Here is a 22,753-nt window from a genome sequence, read left to right as displayed (position 1 = left end):
ATGCAAAAGCAGACATTTAAACAGCTTGAAGAGGAAATCTACTTCGAAACGCTTGAAAACGGGTTAACCGTTTATATTTTACCGAAGCCCGATTTTAATAAAACATTTGCTACTTTTACGACGAAATACGGATCGATTGACGATCATTTCAAGCCGCTCGGTGAGGATGAATTCACGCGCGTGCCTGACGGGATTGCCCATTTTCTTGAGCATAAGATGTTTGAGAAAGAAGATGGTGATGTTTTTCAAAAGTTCAGTATGCAGGGGGCTTCTGCAAACGCATTTACCTCTTTTACCCGAACGGCGTATCTGTTTTCAAGCACGGATCAGGTCACGAAAAACCTCGAAACCCTGATTGATTTTGTTCAGGCTCCTTATTTTACAGAGGAAACGGTGGAAAAAGAGAAGGGTATTATCGGACAGGAAATTACGATGTATGACGATAACGCTGACTGGAGGCTTTATTTCGGCGCGATTCAAAACATGTTCCACCACCATCCTGTCAGAGTCGATATTGCCGGTACAGTGGAATCCATTTCCCATATTACAAAAGATCATCTTTACCAGTGTTATCATACCTTTTATCATCCGTCCAATATGTCTGTCTTTATTGTTGGACCGGTTGATCCAGAAGAGTACATGGAATTTGTCCGTGCCAATCAGGCGTCTAAAACGTTTGATCCTCCACAGCAGATAGAACGGAAATTCGATAATGAACCGGAACATGTTAAGGTCGCGCATAACGAACTTAATATGGAAGTTCAGGTTTCAAAATGTATGGTTGGCATTAAATCCATTGAAAAAAATATCAGTGGAGATGAGCTGCTCAGAAAAGAGCTGTCGATCAATACGGCATTTGAAGTGCTGTTCGGTAAAACGTCCGATTATTACACGGACCTTTATGACCGTGGGTTAATCGATGATCATTTCTCGTTTGATTTTACCCAGGAACAAAATTTTGGTTTTGGTCTGCTTGGCGGCAACACACCGGATCCGGTGAAGCTGGCAGCTGAAATCAAGGAAATTCTGCTGAAGGAAGCGCAAAACCCTACGATCACAGAGAAAAAGATTGATGGTGTGAAAAAGAAAAACATCGGTGGATTCCTGCGATCATTGAATTCTCCTGAATTTATCGCCAATCAGTTTACCCGTTATGCTTTTAATGACATGGATTTATTTAATGCTGTTCCAACATTGGAAACACTGACTGTAGAGGATATTCATACAGCATTGAAGGATTTTATTAAAGAAGATCGCATCACGAGCTTTTTTATCGTCCCAAAAAGTGGCGGAGAAAATGAGTAAAACATATCTTTTGCTCGGTGCAAGCGGCGGGATCGGGCAGGCTGTTGCAAAAAAACTTGTTGATCAGGGACATACAGTGATTGCCCAGTATTTTCACAATCCTGATCCCGTTTTAAAGCTGAGAGATTCCATACCTGTCCCGGAGAAAATCATACCGTCAAAAATCGATTTGACATCGGATCACAGTGTCGATGAATTTCTTAAGACCTCTATGCCTGTTGATGGGATCGTCCATACAGCAGGCACTCACTATGAAGGAATGCTTGAAGACACGACTGATACGGTCATTGATGAGCTCTGGAATGTGCATCTCAAACAGCCGGTCAGAATCATCCGCCATATGCTGCCTGCGCTCAGACAGCGTATGAAAGCATCTATTGTGATTGTTTCCTCAATCTGGGGAGAGACCGGTGCATCCTATGAAGTCATGTATTCTGCCGTCAAAGGTGCACAAATCGCTTTTGTAAAAGCACTTGGAAAAGAGCTTGCACCTTCAGGAATCCGGGTGAATGCTGTGTCCCCGGGTGCTGTGGCAACAAAAATGACAATCCATTACTCTGAAGAAGAACGCCAGGGGATAAATGGTGAAATTCCGCTTGGCCGGATGGGTAAACCTGAAGAGATTGCAGATGCGGTTTTATTTTTGCTCAGCTCATCATCCTCCTATATTACCTCACAGGTGCTCTCTGTAAATGGCGGATGGCATACGTGAAGAATATTTTTATTACTGCATGCTCATACTAGGAAAAAGGGCATCAACCCCCTTTAAAATGTGTATGGGAGGCAACAAATATGTCGATTCTTGAAAACTGGCAACAGTGGAAATCATTTCTTGGTGATAAGGTCATTCATGCTCAAAATGACGGAATGGAAGAAAGTAAAATGTCAGAGATCGCATTTCAAATTGGAGATTACCTTGCGAAAAATGTGGATCCGAAAAATGAGCAGGAGCGGGTGCTGGCAGATCTATGGTCCGTTGCGGATAAAAAAGAACAGCATACAATTGCAAACTTAATGATTAAGCTTGTCGGTGAATCATCAGCTCATTAATACCAGCAGGTGATTTTGACCGCTGCGTCAAGTGATATTGTCAAAAGAGGTAAAAAGGAGGAAAATCCTCCTTTTTTATTTTGATTTCAGACTTTTCCTTTTCTATTAGTGCGAAATGATTTATTATTATCAATATAGAAATTCCTCGAAAATCGTCACATTAAGGAGCTGTTTTCATGGAGCGGAAAGAATGGTATTTGGAATATGAAATTCAGAAAAACCGTCCTGGACTGCTCGGTGACATTTCATCCTTACTTGGCATGCTGGAAATTAATATTGTAACCATCAACGGTGTAGATGAGGGACGAAGAGGAATGTTACTTTTAGCAAAAAGTGACGAGCAGATCTTACGACTTGAAACCATCCTTCAGACAATGGATACCATTCAGATGACAAAGCTGAGAGAACCGAAGCTGCGGGATAGAATGGCTGTCCGGCACGGGCGCTACATTCAAAGAGACGCAGATGACCGGAAAACATTCCGCTTTATACGCGATGAACTTGGTCTGCTCGTAGACTTTATGGCTGAGCTGTACAAGCAGGACGGTCATAAACTGATTGGAATCAGAGGGATGCCAAGGGTAGGTAAAACAGAGTCAATCGTTGCTGCGAGTGTATGTGCGAACAAAAAGTGGTTATTTGTTTCGTCAACACTGCTTAAGCAGACAATCAGGGATAAGCTCATTGAAGATGAATATAATGAAAATAATCTTTTTATTCTCGACGGGGTTGTATCGACGAGAAGGGCAAGTGAAAAGCATTGGCAGCTCGTCAGGGAAGTCATGCGAATGCCTTCTGTCAAAGTGATTGAGCATCCTGATGTGTTCGTTGAAAACACAGAGTATTCAATAGAAGATTTTGATTATATCATTGAGCTCAGACATGATCCCGATGAAGAGATTACATATGAAATGGTGCCAAAAAACAATATGTTCAGCGGATCGGATTTTGGAGAATTTGACTTTTAAAATATTGGCAGGTGTGGAAAATTGACTGAACTAGGCAATCGTCTAAAGGAAGCAAGAGAGGCAAAAGGATATACGCTTGACGAGCTTCAGAAAGTAACAAAAATTCAAAAAAGATACCTTCAGGGAATTGAAGAAGGTGACTATTCCTCCATGCCGGGTTCATTTTATGTCCGGGCATTTATCAAACAGTATGCGGAAGCAGTTCAGTTAAATCCGGAGGAATTATTCGAGACTTATTCATCAGACATTCCAAAAAACAATGATGAATCAATCCCGGTCAATTTATCCAGAGTAAAATCAAAAGGGTCGTCGAGGAGAACGTCTCCTGTAATGAACTTCCTTCCGACCGTTCTTGGTGTAGGGCTTTTAATTGGTGTCATCTTTGTCATCTGGATTGTGGTACAGCAGTTGTCTGATCCGGGTAACCAGGCTGAAAACAATGCTGACCCTGAGACTGAACAATCTGTAAATATTGAACAGCCTGAAGGAACAGAAGAGCCTGCTGAAGAGGCACCTGAAGAATCTGCAGATGCGAATGACGAACCTGCAGAGGAAGAGCCTGTTGAAGAAGAGCCTCCTGCTGAAGAGCTATCGATTGAAAGTACCGGCGTTCAGGGTGAAGACAATAACTTCACAGTCACAAACAGTCAGGAAGAGCTGACACTTCAGATTGCTTCCGATAACTCGTGGATCACAATACGTGACCGCGAAGGAAATATTCTGTATGATGCAGCGGTTGAAAGCGGAAATGACTTGAATTTTGATGCATCAGGCCTTGACTGGGTAAGAGTCCGCGTTGGAAATTCATCGGTTACATCTGTTCAGCTAAACGGTGAACCTGTTGAATTCGGCGGTTCCGGTGTTACGCAGAATATGATTTTTGAAATCGAATCAGCATCCTAAGAAAGATAGTCATCAGGAATGATGACTATTTTTTTGCCACTACATTGTATTGAGGAGAGATTTTATGAATATACCAAATAAAATTACGATTTCACGGATTTTTCTTATTCCTTTGTTTATGATTTTTATGCTGGTTGACTTTGGCTGGGGGGAGCTCACACTTCTTGGTGCAGACATTCCCGTACATCACTTTATTGCTGCCATGATTTTTATCTTTGCCGCTACGACTGATTGGGTGGATGGCTATTATGCAAGAAAATATGATCTCGTTACAAACCTTGGGAAGTTCCTTGATCCATTAGCGGATAAACTGCTTGTGTCTGCAGCGCTTATTATTCTGGTTGAGCTTCAAATGGCTCCGTCCTGGCTCGTTATTATTATCATTTCAAGAGAATTTGCGATCACCGGACTGAGGCTCGTCCTGGCAGGCTCAGGTGAAGTTCATGCTGCTGCCATGCTTGGTAAAATTAAAATGTGGGTGCAGATTGTCGCGATTTCTTCACTTCTTTTGCACAATATCTTTTTCGCAATGTTTTCAATTCCATTTGACCTGATCGCACTATATGTTGCGGCATTTTTCACTGTATGGTCGGGAGTTGATTATTTCGTCAAGAACTGGGGAGCATTTCGAGATTCGAAATAAGGAGCTGTCTGTATGAATGCTGAAATTATTGCTGTAGGCTCAGAGCTTTTGCTTGGCCAGATTGCCAATACAAACGCTCAGTTCATCTCGGCCAGATTTGCTGAGGCAGGGATAGGTGTATTCCGGCACAGTGTGATTGGAGACAACACTGAACGGCTGACAGATGAGCTGAACGCCGCAAGAAGCCGTTCTGATCTCATTATCATGACCGGTGGACTCGGACCGACGAAAGATGACCTTACGAAGGAAACAGCTGCCTCTATTCTGGACAGAAAGCTTGTCTATGATCAGTCCTCTCTTGATTACATTGAACAATATTTCAGATCAGCCGGTCGGGCAATGACGGATAATAACCGTAAACAGGCACTTGTGATTGAAGGAAGTAAAGTATTGTTTAACCATCACGGCATGGCCCCCGGAATGGTTATTGAAGATGGGCAGTCAACCATTGTCCTTCTTCCGGGACCGCCGAGAGAAATGAAACCGATGCTGACAGATCAGCTGTTGCCTTATTTGTTAAAAAAGAGATCAGGCAGCACAACCATCCATTCGAAAGTTCTGCGCTTTTTCGGAATAGGGGAAGCAGAGCTCGAGACCATGGTTGAAGATCTGATGAATGGGACAAACCCAACTGTAGCACCTCTTGCATCAGACGGTGAGGTTACGCTCCGTCTGACAGCTGCTGAAGAAACCCTGGAAAAAGCTGTGACCCTTGTGGATCAGGTTGAAGAAACCATCCGTAACAGGCCATGCGGTGATTATATATATGGTTACGATGATGAATCGCTGACAGTCAAAGCTGCAGCGCTGTTAAAACAAAAAAAACTGTCCATTTCATCGGCAGAGAGTCTGACTGCGGGCTTGTTTGCTTCTGAATTAGCCACTGTTGCAGGGATCAGCAGCTCACTACAAGGGTCTGCTGTTGTTTATAGCCCAGACGCCAAACAGTCTGTTCTGAACGTCTCTAGTGAAACGATTTCAGTCCATGGCACCGTCAGTCAGCAATGTGCTGAGGAAATGGCTGCCAATGTCATGCGCCTTTATAACACCGATATTGGAATCAGCTTCACCGGCGTGGCAGGGCCCGGACCTTTTGAAGGGAAAGAGGAAGGGACCGTCTGGCTCAGTATTGCGAGTCGTGACGGCAGTCTTTATTCCAAGCAGCTGAAGCTTCAGGGTGAACGGAACTTTAAAAGAATCAGGGCGGTTAAGCACGGATTGTTTGAGCTGATCCGGTTTATTCACGCATAAAAGATGCCGTATGGAAATCAGTAATCTACTGGTTTTCATGCGGCATTGATGTTTGTAACTTGAAAAATCGATATGGGAAAAAAGAAAATGCTGAAAATAAAAAAAGCGAATAAATGTTCGCTTTTTGCTTGTTATTCTTCCAAATAAAGAGTATAGTATAGTTAGGTTATGAGACACCGGTTACGGTGTTTATATTAAAGGAGGAATTAATGTGAGTGATCGTCAGGCAGCACTTGATATGGCTCTTAAACAAATAGAAAAGCAATTCGGTAAAGGTTCAATTATGAAACTCGGGGAGCAGACAGACCGCAAAATTTCCACGGTTTCCAGCGGCTCTATCGCCCTTGATGCAGCGCTTGGGGTTGGCGGATATCCACGCGGCCGCGTGATTGAAATTTACGGTCCTGAAAGCTCCGGTAAAACGACGGTTGCTCTTCATGCGATTGCTGAAGTCCAGGCAAATGGCGGACAGGCAGCATTCATTGATGCTGAGCACGCACTTGATCCTGTCTACGCTTCAAAGCTTGGTGTTAACATAGATGAACTGCTTCTGTCACAGCCTGATACAGGTGAACAGGCGCTTGAAATTGCTGAAGCACTTGTTCGAAGCGGAGCGGTTGAAATTATAATTATTGACTCAGTTGCAGCACTTGTTCCTAAAGCGGAAATCGAGGGAGAAATGGGAGACTCTCATGTCGGTCTTCAGGCACGACTCATGTCACAGGCGCTCAGAAAACTGTCCGGGGCAATCAGCAAATCCAACACGATTGCTATTTTCATCAACCAGATTCGTGAAAAAGTCGGCGTCATGTTTGGCAGCCCTGAAACGACTCCTGGTGGACGTGCCCTTAAGTTCTATTCATCTGTAAGACTGGATGTTCGCCGTGCGGAAACATTGAAGCAGGGTAATGATATGGTAGGAAATAAAACGCGGATTAAAGTCGTGAAAAATAAGGTAGCACCACCATTCCGTTTAGCTGAAGTAGACATTATGTATGGTGAAGGGATTTCAAAAGAGGGAGAAATTATTGACCTTGGTGCCGAGGCAGATATTATTCAAAAGAGTGGTTCATGGTATTCCTATAATGGGGATCGCCTAGGTCAGGGACGCGAGAATTCGAAGCAGTTCCTTAAGGAAAACCCTGAGCTTCGCCAGGAAATCATGCTGAAAATCCGTGAGCACCACGGCATGGATGAAGCAAAAACAGCTCCTCCTGAAACCGAAGAAGATAATTTAAACCTGCTTGAGGATTAACAGGTGAAAACAACCAAAAAAGCAAAGAAAAGCTCTTTGCTTTTTTGGTATATACATAATTATAGAAGGGAAGTTTCTGCCAGCCTACTTGACAATGTATTTTCACAGACTTAAAATTAACATTGTATATTTTTCAATTTTTTTAATTGATAAGTAAGTTGCCCCGGACTGATACGAAAGCTTATTATTAGCCCAAAAAGGCAAGATTGAAACATTTTAATAGCAAGAGGAGGTGAATACGATGGAACAATTCGAAATCACCTTCATTTTGGCTGGCATTATCGTCGGTGTGATTGTTGGGTATTTGATTCACAAATTCATGATGGATGCTAAAGTTGGCGGTGCAAAAGGCACTGTGGAACAAATTCTCGAAAACGGAAAAAGGGAAGCAGAGGCACTTAAGAAAGAAGCACTGCTGGAAGCGAAAGATGAAAATCATAAGCTTCGATCAGAAATGGAAGCGGAACTTCGTGAACGAAGAAATGAGCTTCAAAAACAGGAAAACCGCCTGTTACAGCGGGAAGAAAATCTTGACCGTAAAGACGACTCTCTAAACAAACGTGAATCAATGCAGGAGCGTAAAGAGCAGTCTTTACATGAACGACAACAACATATTGAAGAGATGGAAAGCAAAGTGGAGGAGATGGTTCGTCAACAGGATCTCGAGCTTGAGCGTGTTTCCGGATTAACCCGGGAAGAAGCAAAAGCAATTATCCTTGATCAGGTGGAAAAAGAACTTTCACAGGACATTGCAATCATGGTTAAGGAGCAGGAAAATCGTGCGAAGGAAGAGTCTGAAAAGAAAGCGCGCGAACTGCTGTCACTCGCTATCCAGCGTTGTGCAGCCGACCATGTTGCCGAAACAACAGTTTCTGTCGTAAACCTGCCTAATGATGAGATGAAAGGTCGCATCATAGGTCGGGAAGGAAGAAATATCAGAACGCTTGAAACCCTGACTGGAATTGATTTAATTATCGATGATACGCCGGAAGCAGTTATCCTTTCCGGATTTGATCCAATCAGACGTGAAACAGCAAGAATTGCGCTTGAAAAGCTTGTGCAGGACGGAAGAATCCACCCTGCAAGAATTGAAGAAATGGTAGACAAGGCACGCCGTGAAGTAGATGAGCATATCAGGGAAATCGGTGAACAGACAACGTTTGACGTTGGAGCGCATGGGTTACATCCTGATCTCATCAAAATTCTTGGCCGCCTGAAGTACCGTACAAGCTACGGACAGAATGTACTGAAGCATTCAACAGAAGTAGCGTATCTGTCAGGCCTTCTTGCAGCTGAACTTGGTGAAGACGAGGCGCTGGCAAGACGTGCAGGACTTCTGCATGATATCGGAAAAGCGATTGACCACGAAGTGGAAGGTAGTCACGTAGAAATTGGTGTCGAACTTGCCACGAAGTATAAAGAGCATCCGGTGGTCATCAACAGTATTGCCTCTCACCACGGTGACTATGAGGCAACGTCAATTATTGCGGTACTGGTTGCAGCAGCTGATGCATTATCTGCAGCGCGTCCTGGTGCCCGCAGTGAAACGCTTGAAAACTACATTCGCCGACTTGAAAGACTCGAGGAGATTTCTGAATCATATGATGGTGTTGAAAAATCATTTGCGATCCAGGCCGGCCGAGAAATCAGAATTATGGTTCGACCGGAACAGATTGATGATATGACGGCTCATCGTCTTGCGAGAGATATCCGCAAGCAGATCGAGGAAGAATTAAACTATCCGGGTCATATTAAAGTCACGGTTATCCGTGAAACGAGAGCGGTAGAATACGCAAAATAACAAAATCCGTCCTGACACTGTCAGGACGGATTTTTTATGTCTTAAAGAAAAAACAAAAACGTCAGCTTGAACGCATCAGGCGTTCATGCTAAAGTTTATCTGATAATGGGCAGATAAAGCCCCTGAGATCATGAAAAGAGGGTAATGATGAAGATATTATTTATTGGAGACGTTGTAGGTTCACCGGGCAGGGAAATGATCGATGAGTTTCTGCCTCAGCTGAAACAAAAACATCAGCCGGACCTTGTGATTGTCAATGGTGAAAATGCAGCCTCCGGAAGAGGAATTACAAAAAAAATCTATGATCAGCTGTTGTCTGCAGGTGCAGATGTGATCACGATGGGAAACCACACGTGGGACAATCGGGATCTGTTTAATTTTATTGATCACGCAAATCAACTCGTAAGACCTATTAACTATCCGAAAGCGACTCCAGGTAAAGGGATCCGCTTTATTCAGGCTGGCAGCGCGGAAGTAGCAGTGGTTAATGCACTTGGAAGAACGTTTATGAATCCTGTGGATGATCCGTTTCCGCTTCTAAAGCAGGCAATAAATGAAGCAAGACGGCAGACGCCATTTGTTTTTGTGGATTTTCATGCTGAGGCAACGAGTGAGAAACAGGCGGCAGGCTGGTATCTTGATGGCAAGGCATCCGCGGTTGTCGGTACTCATACGCACGTACAAACTTCAGATAACAGAATCCTTCCAAAGGGCACGGCTTATTTATCGGATGTTGGGATGACGGGTCCTTACGATGCGATTTTAGGAATGGAAAAAGAAGCAGTACTGAAACGTTTTACAACCGCTTTGCCTGCAAGGTTTGAAGTACCAAAGGATGGACGTAAAATTTTGAGCGCATGTCTGATCGAACTGGATCGTAAATCTGGTATGGCAAAATCAATTGACAGAATTTTAATTAATGAGGACCATCCCTTCGAAGTTTAATTGCTGCCCCTCCGCATAAACCTCACTTCCTGAGAATATAGTGAAATGACAGCAAAGTGATGGATCAGTGTGGGAGAGAAGGGGGTAAGCAGGTGAATGTGTTAAAGGTATCTTCGCGATCGAATCCTAACTCGGTTGCCGGGGCTCTTGCGGGCGTGTTGCGGGAGAGAGGCACGGTTGAAGTACAGGCAATTGGAGCTGGCGCGTTAAATCAGGCTGTGAAAGCAGTGGCCATATCCCGTGGGTTTGTGGCTCCATCCGGCATTGATTTAATCTGCATCCCGGCTTTTACAGATATCCAGATAGAGGGCGAAGAAAGAACCGCCATTAAGCTCATTGTGGAACCAAGATAATAGGACTGTATTCTGGTGCTTACACTGTAAGCACCTTTTTTTTGCCTTGAAATAAATTAACTATAATATAATTATGTAAACTTAAAATCATTCTTAGGACTGAATTTGATGAATCAGATTGTAAAAGGATGTTGATACATGGTAAACGTGATAAAATGAACACTGATGTAAAAGGGCGTTATTGAAGGAGAGGGTAAGGATGATGAAACAGCTTTCCTGGAAAGTTGGAGGACAACAGGGAGAAGGAATTGAAAGTACCGGTGAAATCTTTTCCATGGCAATGAACCGCCTTGGTTATTTCCTTTACGGGTACAGACACTTTTCTTCCCGTATTAAAGGTGGACATACAAATAATAAAATCCGTGTAAGTACGACTCAGGTTCGTGCTGTTGAGGATTCTTTGGATATACTCGTTGCATTTGATCAGGAAACGATTGATGTTAATTATCATGAGTTACATAATTCAGGCATCATTGTAGCTGATGCAAAATTTAAACCGGTAAACCCGGACGACTCAAATGCTGAACTGATCATCGTTCCATTTACGGAAATTGCATCAGAGCTTGGCACCTCACTGATGAAAAACATGGTTGCGATCGGATCAACCTGTGCCATTATGGATCTTCCGCTCGATGTGTTCAGAGATGTTGTGCAGGAGATATTCGGCCGCAAAGGTGAAGTAGTCGTCCAGAAAAATATGGAGGCAATTGAAGAGGGCTTTAAAGCTGCCAAAGAATTGCTTGGTGAAAAGAGCGGCAGCCTTGCTCTTGAAAAAGCAGATGGCAAACAGCGTATGTTTATGATCGGGAACGATGCAATCGCTCTTGGTGCCATTGCTGGGGGCGCCCGTTTTATGGCAGCCTATCCTATTACGCCGGCCTCTGAAATTATGGAGTATCTCATTAAAAAGCTTCCTGCCTTAGGGGGAGCTGTTATTCAGACTGAGGATGAGATCGCTGCAGCAACGATGGCGATCGGTGCAAATTACGCCGGGGTGCGTTCCTTAACAGCATCAGCGGGACCTGGTCTTTCATTAATGATGGAATCCATCGGTTTATCTGGTATGACAGAACAGCCGCTAGTCATCGTGGATACTCAGCGCGGGGGACCATCAACAGGCCTGCCGACAAAGCAGGAGCAGTCAGATCTAATGCAAATGATTTACGGAACACACGGTGAAATTCCTAAAATTGTGATTGCGCCAAGCACGGCAGAGGAAGCGTTTTATGACACGATTGATGCGTTTAACCTTGCTGAGCAGTTCCAATGTCCGGTTATTTTACTGTCAGATCTGCAGCTGTCACTCGGGAAACAGACAGTAGAACCTCTCAATTACGAAAAAGTAAAGATTAACAGAGGGAAACTGGTAGCGTCAGAAGATTTGCTGGAAGAGCTTGAGCCGAAGCAATATTTCAAACGCTATGAAGTAACAGAGGACGGCGTTTCCAAAAGGGTACTGCCAGGTATGAAAAACGGTATTCATCATGTAACAGGAGTGGAACACGATGAATCAGGAAAACCGTCTGAGTCATCCTTTAACCGTCAGATCCAGATGGATAAGAGGATGAAAAAGCTTGAATCTGTTACGCTCCATAAAGCAGTTGATCAAGATGGTGCGAAACACGATGATGCAGACATTTTATTCGTCGGATTTAACTCCACAAGGGGTGCAATCGAGGAAGCAGCAGCCAAACTTGAAGCAGGCGGTATCAAGGTGAATCATGCCCACATCAGACTGCTTCATCCGTTTCCGGCAGAGGAATTTGCCCCTCTTGCCGAGAAAGCAAAAAAGGTCATTGTTGTAGAGCACAATGCGACGGGTCAGCTGGCCTCCATTATTAAAATGAACGTCGGAATGGCTCACAAAATCAAAAGCCTGAAGAAATATGACGGGAATCCATTCCTGCCAAATGAACTGGAACTTTTAAGCAAGGAGCTGGTCTAAATGGTGACATTTAAGGACTTTCGCAACAATGTAAAACCTAACTGGTGCCCGGGCTGCGGTGACTTTTCTGTACAGGCAGCCATTCAGCGCGCTTCAGCGAATGCAGGGCTGACACCAGAAAATCTGGCGGTCATCTCCGGAATCGGCTGTTCAGGAAGAATCTCAGGTTATATTAACTCTTACGGATTTCACAGTATTCACGGACGTGCCCTGCCGCTTGCACAGGGTGTGAAAATGGCAAACCGGGACTTAACCGTTATTGCATCCGGCGGTGATGGCGATGGATTCGCCATTGGACTCGGTCACACGATTCACGCGATCAGACGTAACCTTGATATCACGTATATTGTCATGGACAATCAGATCTACGGACTGACAAAAGGTCAGACATCGCCAAGGTCATCTGCAGGATTTAAGACAAAATCTACCCCTAAAGGATCCATTGAACCTTCACTGAACCCGATGGAAATGGCGTTGACTTCAGGGGCAACCTTTGTAGCTCAAGGGTTCTCAACGGACCTGAAAGAGTTAACGAGCCTCATTGAACAGGGATTGAATCATAAAGGTTTTTCGCTGATCAATGTATTCAGTCCATGCGTAACGTATAACAAAGTTAATACGTACGACTGGTTCAAGGAAAATCTGACGAAGCTTTCAGACATTGAGGCGTATGATCCTCATAATAAGGAAGCTGCGATGCAGACGCTGATGAAGCATGACGGTCTTGTGACCGGACTCATCTATCAGGATAAAGAGCAGCCATCGTATCAGGAAATGATTGACGGATATCACGAAGAGCCTTTAAGCAAACAGGATTTAGGGATGGACGAAGATGATTTCAACAAACTTGTGAAAGAATTTATGTAAAACAGGAGGCTGCCGGACAGAGGCAGCCTTTTACCTGTGCGATTGACCCTTTTCTGTAAGTTAAGGCAATTTCACGACAGTAGGCTTGAGAATGTTGTAACAATGGTCATAACCATTTATACTAAAAGAATGTGCCATAAGCATGATCAGAACGGATCAGCTCTGATCGATGAAAGAAAGGGGAATGTCAGATGAATGAAGAACAGCGCCTGGCAGCACAAGACGCGGTTCAGACATCGAACAGCAAGAAGCAGGAAAAAGACTACAGTAAATATTTTCAGACCGTTTACAGTCCTCCTTCCCTGAAAGATGCAAAAAAAAGAGGTAAGGAAGACGTAAATTATCATAAAGACTTCTCCATCGATCCTGCTTTTGAAGGAATGGGGAAAGGAAGAAAGTTTTACATCAGAACTTACGGATGTCAGATGAACGAGCATGACACAGAAGTGATGGCAGGGATCTTTCTTCAGCTTGGCTATGAACCGACCGATACAACAGAAGATGCAGATGTGATTTTACTGAATACATGTGCAATCCGTGAAAATGCGGAAAATAAAGTGTTTGGTGAAATCGGACACCTGAAACCGCTGAAGCTTGAAAAGCCGGATCTTCTGATTGGTGTTTGCGGATGTATGTCACAGGAGGAATCTGTTGTTAATAAGATTCTTAAGACGCATCAGCACATTGATATGATATTTGGAACGCATAATATTCACAGATTGCCAAACATTTTAAACGAGGCTTACCTGAGCAAGGAAATGGTCGTTGAAGTATGGTCTAAAGAGGGCGATGTCATTGAAAACCTTCCGAAGGTCCGTAAAGGCGCCATTAAAGGCTGGGTTAACATCATGTACGGCTGCGATAAATTCTGTACGTATTGTATCGTTCCATACACACGTGGTAAGGAGCGGAGCAGGCACCCTGAGGATATTATCCAGGAAGTCCGTCACCTGGCAGCCCAGGGTTATCAGGAAATTACCCTGTTAGGTCAGAATGTAAATGCTTACGGCAAAGATCTTCAAGGGATGGATTACGGACTCGGTCAGCTGATGGATGAGCTGCGCAAAATTGATATCCCGAGAATCCGCTTTACGACGAGTCATCCGCGTGACTTTGATGATTACCTGATTGAGGTACTCTCAAAAGGTGGAAACCTTGTGGAACATATTCATCTGCCTGTTCAGCACGGTTCATCAGAAATCCTCAAGCTGATGGCGAGAAAGTACAGCCGGGAGCAGTTTTTAACCCTTGTTAACAAGATTAAAAAAGCGATTCCGAATGCTGTTCTGACAACAGATATTATTGTAGGATTCCCGAATGAAACAGAAGAGCAGTTCGAAGAAACGTTATCTCTATACCGTGAAGTCGGATTTGAGACAGCCTTTACGTATATATACTCACCACGTGAAGGAACGCCGGCTGCTAAGATGAAAGATAACGTGCCGATGGAAGTCAAAAAAGAACGTTTACAGCGCCTGAATAATCTTGTCAACGAAATGTCGCTTCAAGCTATGAAGAAGCTTGAAGGACAGACAATGGAAGTACTGGTTGAAGGGGAGAGCAGGAAAAACCCTGAAGTACTATCCGGTTATACAAGAACGAGCAAGCTGGTGAACTTTAAAGCACCGAAATCAGTGATTGGTCAACGGGTTATGGTTAAAATAACGGAAGCTAAAACGTGGAGCCTGAATGGAGAGCTCGTGGAAGCTAAAGAACCGGCAGAGGTGAATGGATAATGGAGAAAAAATATACGAAAAAAGATATTATTGAGCGTGCAAAAGAGCTTGCTCAGATGATTACTGAAACTGAAGAAGTGGATTTCTTTAAACGTGCTGAGGCGCAGATTCAGGAAAACCAGAAAATCCGCGAAAAAATTGCCAGTCTGAGAAGCCTTCAGAAGCAGGCTGTTAATTTTCAGCATTACGGCAAGCATGAAGCACTGAAAATGATCGAGGCAAAAATTGAAAAAGTTGAAAAGGAAATCGATGAGATTCCGATTGTTCAGGAATTTAAACAGTCACAAACTGAAGTGAATGCACTTCTGCAAATCGTGGCGAATACTGTTTCCAACACTGTAACGGATGAAATTATCCGTCAGACCGGCGGAGATATTCTAAAAGGTGAAACAGGGGCACAGGTTAAAAACAGCCCTTACAATAGCTGCTCATGATCAAAAAGCTCTTCCAATGCGGAAGAGCTTTTTTAATATACTTAACCATATTACGTTTGAAATCCGATTCTTTTCTAAAGGCCGTTCATTTATGTTTTTTTAAGGATAAATAGTTTCGTTTAATTATAATGAAATTTGATTAGAGGATAGAGGATCTGCAGCACCCGAAGACTCCGGTGGCGGAAAGGATAGGTGCTGCAGATCCGGATTATTAATGATTATAAAAAATATATAAACATATTATTCGGAAAATTGACAATGATCCGAAATTTTAGGTAAAATGAAGAAGACTCTACAGGAGTTTTATTTAAAACAGAAAAATGAAAGCGATTACATAAGAGGGGAGGATTAGTTAAGTTAACCATCAGACCAATAAACAGGGGGAAAAGATCATGACATATGCTAATCCTAATACTGAAGGTGCTAAAGTTCATTTCAAGGAGCGTTACGATAATTACATAGGTGGGGAGTGGGTAGCTCCGGTTAAGGGACAGTATTTTGATAATCCTTCACCGGTTAATGGGAAAACATTCTGTCAGGTTGCTCGTTCAACGGAAGAAGATATTGAAAAGGCTCTTGATGCTGCACATGCTGCAAAGGATGCCTGGGGCAAAACGTCCGTTACAGAGCGGTCTGTTATTTTAAATAAAATTGCAGATAGAATGGAAGAAAATCTTGAAATGCTCGCCGTAGCAGAAACATGGGAAAACGGAAAGGCGGTTCGTGAAACATTAAATGCCGATCTGCCGCTGGCAATTGATCATTTCCGTTATTTTGCCGGCGTGATCCGGGCACAGGAAGGCTCAGCGGGAGAAATTGATCAAGATACCGTTGCCTATCATTTTCATGAGCCGCTTGGGGTCGTTGGTCAGATTATTCCTTGGAACTTCCCGCTTCTAATGGCAGTGTGGAAGCTTGCTCCGGCACTTGCTGCAGGAAACTGTGTCGTGTTGAAACCGGCAGAACAGACACCATCCTCCATCCTTGTCCTGATGGAACTGATTGAAGATCTGCTGCCGAAGGGTGTTGTTAATATCGTGAATGGTTTTGGACTTGAAGCCGGTAAACCGCTTGCTTCAAGTGATCGTATTGCAAAAATTGCATTCACAGGTGAAACAACAACAGGTCGTCTGATTATGCAATATGCTTCTCAAAACCTGATTCCGGTTACACTGGAACTCGGAGGTAAGTCTCCAAATATTTTCTTTAAGGATATTATGGATCAGGACGATGATTTCGTAGATAAAGCAGTGGAAGGATTATTAATGTTCGCGCTTAATCAGGGTGAAGTTTGTACATGTCCTTCACGTGCACTGATTCATGAGGATATATATGATGCATTTATGGATCGGGTACTAAAAAGAGTAAAGGAAATCAATACAGGAAATCCACTGGATCCAGCGACGATGATGGGTGCACAGGCCTCTACAGAGCAGATGGAGAAGATTCAATCCTACCTTCAGATCGGGAAAGAGGAAGGGGCAGAAGTTCTGACAGGCGGCTCGCTGAATAAAAAAGAAGGCGATTTTGCTGACGGATATTACATTCAGCCAACGATCTTTAAAGGAACAAATGATATGAGAATTTTCCAGGAGGAAATTTTCGGACCGGTTTTATCTGTAACCACATTCAAAACAGATGAAGAAGCACTTGAAATCGCCAATGATACACTCTACGGATTGGGTGCAGGTATCTGGACGAGAAATATTAATACAGCCTATCGATTTGGACGTAACATCCAGGCTGGACGTGTTTGGACAAACTGTTATCATCAGTATCCGGCCCACGCAGCATTTGGCGGATACAAAATGTCCGGAATTGGCCGGGAAAACCATAAGATGATGCTGAACCATTACCAGCAGACGAAAAACCTGCTCGTAAGCTACAGTCCTTCAAAGCTTGGATTCTTCTAAACCGATAAAATAAAGGTGGTGAAGAGATTGGTTGAGCGAGTGACCGCAACAGACGAAGCTGTTAAGCTGATCAGACTCCTGAAGGAAAAGCATGGCCCGATCATGTTCCATCAATCCGGCGGCTGCTGTGACGGAAGTTCACCGATGTGTTATCCGGAAGGTGATCTTTTGATCGGCAGCCAGGATATCGAACTCGGCAAAATTGACGGCAGTTCATTTTACATGAATAAAAAACAGTATGATTACTGGAAACACACTCAGATTATTATTGATGTCGTGGATGGAAGAGGCGGCATGTTTTCACTTGAGGGTGTTGAGGGTAAACGATTCCTTTCAAGATCCAGGGCGTTTACGAAAGAAGAAAGAGAAGAATTGATGACGCAGTCTTAATCAAAAACCTGTACCTTACATGTAAGGTGCAGGTTTTTTAATGCTCATTGTAAACGTTTAGTATATTTGGTAAAGGGTATCATGAATAACAACAGAGGAGAGTGATAGGATGGAACATCATATTCAAGCCTACTTTAGAAATGAGAGCGATGCTGAAACGGCACTGGCAAAGCTTCAAAAATGTCCGATCAGGGATGCTAGAATAGATTCAATTCCTGATGGCAATACAAATCCTTTTGTACTGCCTGCATTAAACTTTACGTCGAGCTCTTCACCAAATGCAGGGGTCATCACTGACGGTGATGCAATTAACACGAAAGGTTCTTCAGAAAGATTCGATTATATACTCGAATTTTATGTTGAAGAACAAAACAGACGTGAAGCAGTTAACATTCTTGGGCAGACAGAAGCCCACCTGGATAAAGAAGCCTACGAAAAAATAAATAAATAACATAAAATCTCCGGTCTTATTTTAGACCGGAGATTTTATGTTATAAATGCTTAAACCATGGGACTATTCTGTAACAGTTCTTAGTGGAGTGAAAGCTTGCCACCTCACACTATCGCCAAAATAACAACGTTGTTATTTTGGCGATAGTGTCGTCAGGTTCTGGATGGTTGGTTCAACCGATATGGTTTCTTTTCGTTTTGGATAACCGGCTTCGATGAGTAAGTGATTAACGAGTGTCAGCGAGAGCTTTTTATTATCCACTCCAATCCAGGTAAAGGGGAGTGGTTCTGACTGCGCTCCTCTGAAATGGTAATGAATGATGGAGGCATCTTCAGGAACTGAAATCCCTTCATTTTTACAGGCGAAAAATACCCCGCTGCAAACCTCGTAGGAAGAACAGACAACTGCATCAATTTCATTACTGTTAAACATTCTGATTGCTTCTGTATAAGCTTCTTCAGAAGATTCTTCTTCAAGAAACACATTTTTAATAACGTTATTATTTGTTGGTAATGTCACTTTTTGATCGCGTTCAGCTAAACAGAGAATATTCTTGTGTCCGGTCTGGATCAGGAACTCAACGGCTTTTTTCATTCCTTCTGATTTGAAATCAATGAGAGAGTTGATACGATCGTGATAGTGTGAGTCAAATGCGTAAACAGCGTGTTCACCCCATGTTTCATCAGGGTCGTGATCAAATACAAGGATGGCTTCGGTGGAGAGTCTTGAAAACAGCTTTTTTGCCTGCTTTACAGTACCGGATGAAATGGCTGTTGTGAGCCCGTCTTCTTCAAAATAAATGGTAATGTACCTGATTATATCCGCATAAAATGGATTGGTGATTTGTGAACAATAAATCCCGATGATGCCGGATTTACCGGAAACAAGGTTTTTAGCAGCGAGATTTGCTTCGTACCCCATTTCCTTTGCAAGGGCAAGAATCTTCGCTTTTGTCGGCTCTTTTACAAGAGGGCTGTCATTCAGCGCTTTGGAAACAGTAGAAAAACTGACGCCTGCCTTATTTGCGATATCTTTAATGGTTACAGCCATTGTTAACACCTCTTTTACAACGTTGTTACCATTATAACTTACGAAATTCCTGTTGTCATTCATAGGTTAATTTTTAGAAAACAAAAATAACAACGTTGTTATTTTTGTTTTCTTCTTTTCGGAACATCCTGTAGGCGTATTGCATAGGATATGGAGAAATGAAAGGAGGCCGCATGTATGACCGAATATCGTGAAATTATTACGAAGTCTGTTGTGGCTAAAGGGAGAAAATATGTACAGTCCAACCATACGATTCATCCGCCGCATAAACCATCTAGTATTCTGGGGTGCTGGATTATCAATCACAAATATTCAGCGAAGAAATCCGGTAAGTCAGTAGAGGTTTCAGGGTCCTTTGATGTCAATCTCTGGTACTCCCATCACCATAACACGAAAACCTCCGTTCTGTTGGAAAGCGTGTCTTATAACGATGTGATCAAGTTGAAATACAGAGACGATGACTACCATAATGATTCGGAGATTTTTGCGCGCGTTATACAGCAGCCGAATTGTATTGAGGCAAGTATTCCGGATGATTCCCACCACATCGTCGTCCAGGTAGAAAGAGAGACGCTTGCCGAATGTGTAGGGGAAACGAAAGTGTGTGTCGTATTTCATAAAGACGGGCTAGAGGATGACTGGGGAGAACTGGATGATGAGCTTGAAGAGATCAATACACACGTGTTTGACAATAAATATGCAAGAGACTGACCGGACTGAGTCCGGTTTTTTTTATGAAAAAATCTTTTTATCCATTCTGACCTGTCGCTGATGTCGCGATTATGACAGTTTTAAAAAACCGGACAGACCCTTTATCCAATCGTTCTCGCTGCATGATTTAATCCGGTTATTTCTGTTATACTGAACAGAGTAATTTTTAAAGATGAACGGGGAGAATACGATTGATTAAAAAATATACACCAATGATCCAGCAATATTTAAAAATAAAAGCTGAGGTGCCGGATGCCTTTCTGTTTTTCAGACTGGGCGATTTTTATGAAATGTTTTTTGACGACGCGCTGGCTGCAGCAAGAGAACTTGAAATTACACTAACCGCACGTGATGGGGGTGTCGAGGAAAAAATCCCGATGTGTGGTGTTCCTTATCACTCTGCTTCAGGTTACATAGAAAAACTCATTGAAAAAGGCTTTAAAGTGGCGATTTGTGAACAGACTGAGGACCCTAAACAGGCTAAAGGGGTGGTCAAGCGCGAGATCGTCCAGATGATTACCCCAGGTACGGTCATGGATGCCAAAAGTCTGAATGAAAAAGAAAATCACTATCTGGCAGCGGCCGCTCTGCTTCATGATGGTCGATACAGCATTGCGCATCTGGACCTTTCCACCGGAGAATCAAAGGCAGCGGTTGTCGCCAATGAAGAGGAAATGATTCATGAATTGGCGATGTTGAAAGTAAAAGAAGCCGTTATTCTTGAACAGTGTGGTGAAGCGGTTTCGAAGAAGTTAAAAGACCGAGGTGTCATCTCGGTAACACTCATCAACGCTGATTTAATCAGACATTATTATTCAGAACTTCTGGATGATCTTCCGAATGCAGATATGCAGTTTTCAGCAAGACTTCTCATGCACTATACGGCTGAAACGCAAAAGCGTTCATTAGATCACCTGCAAAAGACAGTACCATACGAAGTTGATGCATTTTTAAGGATTGATCCAAACTCCAAACGGAATCTTGAGCTGACTGAAAATATTCGGAACGGTTCAAGGAAAGGCTCTCTCGTCTGGCTGCTTGATGAAACTGTTACGGCGATGGGTGCCAGACAGTTGAAGCGGTGGGTGGACAGGCCTTTAATAAACGGAGAAGCCATTGAAGAGCGTCTGCGGATTGTTGAACAATTGAAAAATCATTATTTCGAGCGTGAAGCGTTAAGAGAGTCACTGAAGCAGGTGTATGACCTTGAACGCCTGGCTGGACGGGTAGCCTTTGGTTCAGTGAACCCGAGAGATCTTGTACAGCTGAAAAAATCTCTTCAGCAAATCCCCGCTATTAAGCAGCATCTGAAGGATACAGAAACGGCTGAATTGACTCAGCTGTCAGATGAAATGGATGAATGTCCGGATATTGCAGGTCAGCTTGAGGAAGCCATCATTGATCAGCCGCCGCTTGCGATCAAAGAAGGAAATTTTATAAAAGACGGATTTAATGAAAAGCTCGATCAGTACCGCTATGCCAGCCGCAACGGGAAAAAGTGGATCGCAGAGCTTGAACAGCAGGAGCGGGAGAGAACAGGGATACGTTCACTTAAAATCGGGTATAATCGGATTTTTGGCTATTATATCGAGGTGACAAAAGCTAACCTCGTTCATTTAAAAGATGACCGTTACGAACGCAGGCAGACACTTGCGAATGCTGAACGCTTTATTACACCTGAGCTGAAGGAAAAAGAAGTCCTTATTTTAGAGGCGGACGACCGGTCCATCGAACTTGAACAGGAATTATTTCAGACTCTGAGAGAAAAAGTGAAAAACGAAATTCCGCGTATTCAAAAGATTGCCGCTCAAATCAGTACGGTCGATGTTATGCAGTGTTTTGCCCACGTGAGTGAAAAAAGACATTATGTAAAACCGGTCTTCAGCAATACAGGCAGCCTGTCGATTAAAAATGGGCGTCATCCTGTAGTAGAAAAGGTAATGGATGCGGTTCAGTATGTGCCGAATGATTGCATGCTTGATTCAAATCGCTCCATGCTTCTGATCACCGGTCCTAATATGTCTGGTAAGAGTACGTATATGAGACAGACAGCTCTCATATCCATCATGGCTCAGATCGGCTGTTTTGTTCCTGCTGATGAAGCGGAACTGCCGATTTTTGACCGCATTTTTACAAGGATTGGTGCAGCGGATGACCTCGTATCCGGACAGAGTACCTTCATGGTGGAAATGCTTGAAGCAAAACATGCCCTTGATCATGCGACAGATAACAGTCTGATTTTATTTGATGAAATCGGGCGCGGGACGTCGACTTATGATGGAATGTCCCTTGCTCAATCCATTATTGAGTATGTTCATCATGAGATTGGTGCAAAAACGCTTTTTTCAACGCACTATCACGAACTGGTCACGCTGTCTGATGAGCTTGAAAAACTGTTCAATGTTCATGTTTCAGCCGTAGAGCAAAATGGAACGGTTGTCTTTCTTCATAAAATTAAAGAAGGACCTGCAGATAAAAGCTACGGAATCCATGTAGCGGAGCTTGCGGAACTTCCTGAAACACTGATCACTCGGGCGAATGAACTGCTTGCGCAATTTGAATCCGGTGCAGCAAAACAGAACACCGGTAATGCAGTGGTAAAAGAAGATGGGCAGCTGTCATTATTTGATATTCCTGAAAAAACAGTGAAAAAGTCTAAACAGCCTGATGGAAAGCTGGTTAAAGAGCTTCAGGGGTTAAATGTACTTGAGCTGACACCGATGGAAGCGATGAATGAGCTGTACCGTCTATATAAACTGTCAAAAGATATTTAAAAAAGGTG

The 22,753-nt window shown here is 43.2% G+C and carries 21 protein-coding genes; 20 read left to right on the top strand and 1 reads right to left on the bottom strand.

Annotation, left to right across the window (positions count from 1 at the left end):
• The 18 genes from yfmH (at position 1) to E2491_RS01120 (ending at position 18,210) form a co-directional block, all read left to right on the top strand.
• Complete coding sequence (yfmH, locus tag E2491_RS01205; RefSeq protein ID WP_134371714.1) at positions 1-1,305, top strand: EF-P 5-aminopentanol modification-associated protein YfmH; 1,305 nt, start codon at positions 1-3, stop codon at positions 1,303-1,305.
• Positions 1,298-2,017 carry an elongation factor P 5-aminopentanone reductase gene (ymfI, locus tag E2491_RS01200; RefSeq protein ID WP_134371712.1) on the top strand — a complete coding sequence of 240 codons (720 nt, stop codon included), beginning with the start codon at positions 1,298-1,300 and terminating at the stop codon, positions 2,015-2,017. The genes yfmH and ymfI overlap by 8 nt, the downstream gene beginning before the upstream one ends.
• Before the next feature lie 80 nt (positions 2,018-2,097).
• On the top strand, positions 2,098-2,355 hold the full coding sequence (locus tag E2491_RS01195; protein ID WP_134371710.1) for a DUF3243 domain-containing protein: 258 nt from the start codon (positions 2,098-2,100) through the stop codon (positions 2,353-2,355).
• 176 nt (positions 2,356-2,531) lie between these two features.
• The gene (locus E2491_RS01190; RefSeq protein WP_134371708.1) at positions 2,532-3,323 is read left to right on the top strand and encodes a DUF3388 domain-containing protein; all 792 of its coding nucleotides are present in this window, start codon (positions 2,532-2,534) and stop codon (positions 3,321-3,323) included.
• A gap of 21 nt (positions 3,324-3,344) precedes the next feature.
• Positions 3,345-4,226 (top strand): helix-turn-helix domain-containing protein, encoded by an 882-nt coding sequence (locus E2491_RS01185; RefSeq protein WP_134371706.1) that lies wholly within the window; start codon positions 3,345-3,347, stop codon positions 4,224-4,226.
• Between the two features lie 64 nt (positions 4,227-4,290).
• Positions 4,291-4,869 carry a CDP-diacylglycerol--glycerol-3-phosphate 3-phosphatidyltransferase gene (pgsA, locus tag E2491_RS01180; protein ID WP_134371704.1) on the top strand — a complete coding sequence of 193 codons (579 nt, stop codon included), beginning with the start codon at positions 4,291-4,293 and terminating at the stop codon, positions 4,867-4,869.
• Between the two features lie 12 nt (positions 4,870-4,881).
• Positions 4,882-6,120, top strand: coding sequence for a competence/damage-inducible protein A (locus E2491_RS01175; RefSeq protein ID WP_134371702.1), 1,239 nt, complete (start codon positions 4,882-4,884; stop codon positions 6,118-6,120).
• 211 nt (positions 6,121-6,331) lie between these two features.
• Positions 6,332-7,375: a recombinase RecA gene (gene recA, locus E2491_RS01170; RefSeq protein WP_134371700.1), complete on the top strand. Its 1,044-nt coding sequence runs from the start codon at positions 6,332-6,334 to the stop codon at positions 7,373-7,375.
• 241 nt (positions 7,376-7,616) lie between these two features.
• Positions 7,617-9,176: a ribonuclease Y gene (gene rny, locus E2491_RS01165; protein WP_134371698.1), complete on the top strand. Its 1,560-nt coding sequence runs from the start codon at positions 7,617-7,619 to the stop codon at positions 9,174-9,176.
• Positions 9,177-9,323: 147 nt separating this feature from the next.
• Positions 9,324-10,121, top strand: a complete 798-nt coding sequence (locus tag E2491_RS01160) for a TIGR00282 family metallophosphoesterase (protein WP_134371696.1) — start codon at positions 9,324-9,326, stop codon at positions 10,119-10,121.
• 92 nt (positions 10,122-10,213) lie between these two features.
• A complete protein-coding gene (locus tag E2491_RS01155; RefSeq protein ID WP_134371694.1) occupies positions 10,214-10,474 on the top strand; it encodes a stage V sporulation protein S in 261 nt (86 codons plus the stop codon).
• A 199-nt stretch (positions 10,475-10,673) separates the two neighbouring features.
• Positions 10,674-12,419 (top strand): 2-oxoacid:acceptor oxidoreductase subunit alpha, encoded by a 1,746-nt coding sequence (locus E2491_RS01150; protein WP_134371692.1) that lies wholly within the window; start codon positions 10,674-10,676, stop codon positions 12,417-12,419.
• Positions 12,420-13,286 (top strand): 2-oxoacid:ferredoxin oxidoreductase subunit beta, encoded by an 867-nt coding sequence (locus E2491_RS01145; RefSeq protein WP_134371690.1) that lies wholly within the window; start codon positions 12,420-12,422, stop codon positions 13,284-13,286. It abuts the gene before it with no gap.
• A 191-nt stretch (positions 13,287-13,477) separates the two neighbouring features.
• Positions 13,478-15,022, top strand: coding sequence for a tRNA (N6-isopentenyl adenosine(37)-C2)-methylthiotransferase MiaB (gene miaB, locus E2491_RS01140; RefSeq protein WP_134371688.1), 1,545 nt, complete (start codon positions 13,478-13,480; stop codon positions 15,020-15,022).
• Positions 15,022-15,456, top strand: coding sequence for a YlbF/YmcA family competence regulator (locus E2491_RS01135; protein ID WP_134371686.1), 435 nt, complete (start codon positions 15,022-15,024; stop codon positions 15,454-15,456). Before miaB ends, E2491_RS01135 begins: the two co-directional genes overlap by 1 nt.
• Positions 15,457-15,848: 392 nt before the next feature.
• Positions 15,849-17,369 carry an aldehyde dehydrogenase gene (adh, locus tag E2491_RS01130; RefSeq protein ID WP_134371683.1) on the top strand — a complete coding sequence of 507 codons (1,521 nt, stop codon included), beginning with the start codon at positions 15,849-15,851 and terminating at the stop codon, positions 17,367-17,369.
• Between the two features lie 27 nt (positions 17,370-17,396).
• The gene (locus E2491_RS01125) at positions 17,397-17,759 is read left to right on the top strand and encodes a DUF779 domain-containing protein (protein WP_134371681.1); all 363 of its coding nucleotides are present in this window, start codon (positions 17,397-17,399) and stop codon (positions 17,757-17,759) included.
• A gap of 109 nt (positions 17,760-17,868) precedes the next feature.
• Complete coding sequence (locus tag E2491_RS01120; protein ID WP_134371679.1) at positions 17,869-18,210, top strand: hypothetical protein; 342 nt, start codon at positions 17,869-17,871, stop codon at positions 18,208-18,210.
• 132 nt (positions 18,211-18,342) lie between these two features.
• Here E2491_RS01120 and E2491_RS01115 read toward each other — a convergent pair whose 3' ends face one another.
• Positions 18,343-19,260, bottom strand: a complete 918-nt coding sequence (locus E2491_RS01115; protein WP_166805760.1) for a LacI family DNA-binding transcriptional regulator — start codon at positions 19,258-19,260, stop codon at positions 18,343-18,345.
• Between the two features lie 177 nt (positions 19,261-19,437).
• Here E2491_RS01115 and cotE point away from each other — a divergent pair, with 177 nt between their 5' ends.
• A complete protein-coding gene (gene cotE, locus E2491_RS01110; RefSeq protein ID WP_134371675.1) occupies positions 19,438-19,971 on the top strand; it encodes an outer spore coat protein CotE in 534 nt (177 codons plus the stop codon).
• A 194-nt stretch (positions 19,972-20,165) separates the two neighbouring features.
• Positions 20,166-22,745, top strand: coding sequence for a DNA mismatch repair protein MutS (gene mutS, locus E2491_RS01105; protein ID WP_244093851.1), 2,580 nt, complete (start codon positions 20,166-20,168; stop codon positions 22,743-22,745).
• The last annotated feature ends 8 nt before the right edge of the window (positions 22,746-22,753 follow it).

This window comes from Jeotgalibacillus sp. R-1-5s-1, assembly GCF_004405105.1.
Taxonomy (GTDB): Bacteria; Bacillota; Bacilli; order Bacillales; family Jeotgalibacillaceae; genus Jeotgalibacillus.
The sequence above is the reverse complement of the archived record's forward strand: the minus strand, read 5'-3'. Positions and strand labels throughout refer to the sequence as shown.

What these genes read in the sequence shown, in the direction of transcription:
- rny (WP_134371698.1), top strand. Translation starts at nt 7,617, where the DNA reads ATGGAACAATTCGAAATCACCTTCATTTTGGCTGGCATTATCGTCGGT.
- E2491_RS01195 (WP_134371710.1), top strand. Translation starts at nt 2,098, where the DNA reads ATGTCGATTCTTGAAAACTGGCAACAGTGGAAATCATTTCTTGGTGAT.
- E2491_RS01160 (WP_134371696.1), top strand. Translation starts at nt 9,324, where the DNA reads ATGAAGATATTATTTATTGGAGACGTTGTAGGTTCACCGGGCAGGGAA.
- E2491_RS01135 (WP_134371686.1), top strand. Translation starts at nt 15,022, where the DNA reads ATGGAGAAAAAATATACGAAAAAAGATATTATTGAGCGTGCAAAAGAG.
- E2491_RS01145 (WP_134371690.1), top strand. Translation starts at nt 12,420, where the DNA reads ATGGTGACATTTAAGGACTTTCGCAACAATGTAAAACCTAACTGGTGC.
- ymfI (WP_134371712.1), top strand. Translation starts at nt 1,298, where the DNA reads ATGAGTAAAACATATCTTTTGCTCGGTGCAAGCGGCGGGATCGGGCAG.
- yfmH (WP_134371714.1), top strand. Translation starts at nt 1, where the DNA reads ATGCAAAAGCAGACATTTAAACAGCTTGAAGAGGAAATCTACTTCGAA.
- pgsA (WP_134371704.1), top strand. Translation starts at nt 4,291, where the DNA reads ATGAATATACCAAATAAAATTACGATTTCACGGATTTTTCTTATTCCT.
- E2491_RS01115 (WP_166805760.1), bottom strand. Translation starts at nt 19,260, where the DNA reads ATGGCTGTAACCATTAAAGATATCGCAAATAAGGCAGGCGTCAGTTTT.
- adh (WP_134371683.1), top strand. Translation starts at nt 15,849, where the DNA reads ATGACATATGCTAATCCTAATACTGAAGGTGCTAAAGTTCATTTCAAG.
- E2491_RS01175 (WP_134371702.1), top strand. Translation starts at nt 4,882, where the DNA reads ATGAATGCTGAAATTATTGCTGTAGGCTCAGAGCTTTTGCTTGGCCAG.
- E2491_RS01190 (WP_134371708.1), top strand. Translation starts at nt 2,532, where the DNA reads ATGGAGCGGAAAGAATGGTATTTGGAATATGAAATTCAGAAAAACCGT.
- E2491_RS01150 (WP_134371692.1), top strand. Translation starts at nt 10,674, where the DNA reads ATGATGAAACAGCTTTCCTGGAAAGTTGGAGGACAACAGGGAGAAGGA.
- cotE (WP_134371675.1), top strand. Translation starts at nt 19,438, where the DNA reads ATGACCGAATATCGTGAAATTATTACGAAGTCTGTTGTGGCTAAAGGG.
- miaB (WP_134371688.1), top strand. Translation starts at nt 13,478, where the DNA reads ATGAATGAAGAACAGCGCCTGGCAGCACAAGACGCGGTTCAGACATCG.
- E2491_RS01120 (WP_134371679.1), top strand. Translation starts at nt 17,869, where the DNA reads ATGGAACATCATATTCAAGCCTACTTTAGAAATGAGAGCGATGCTGAA.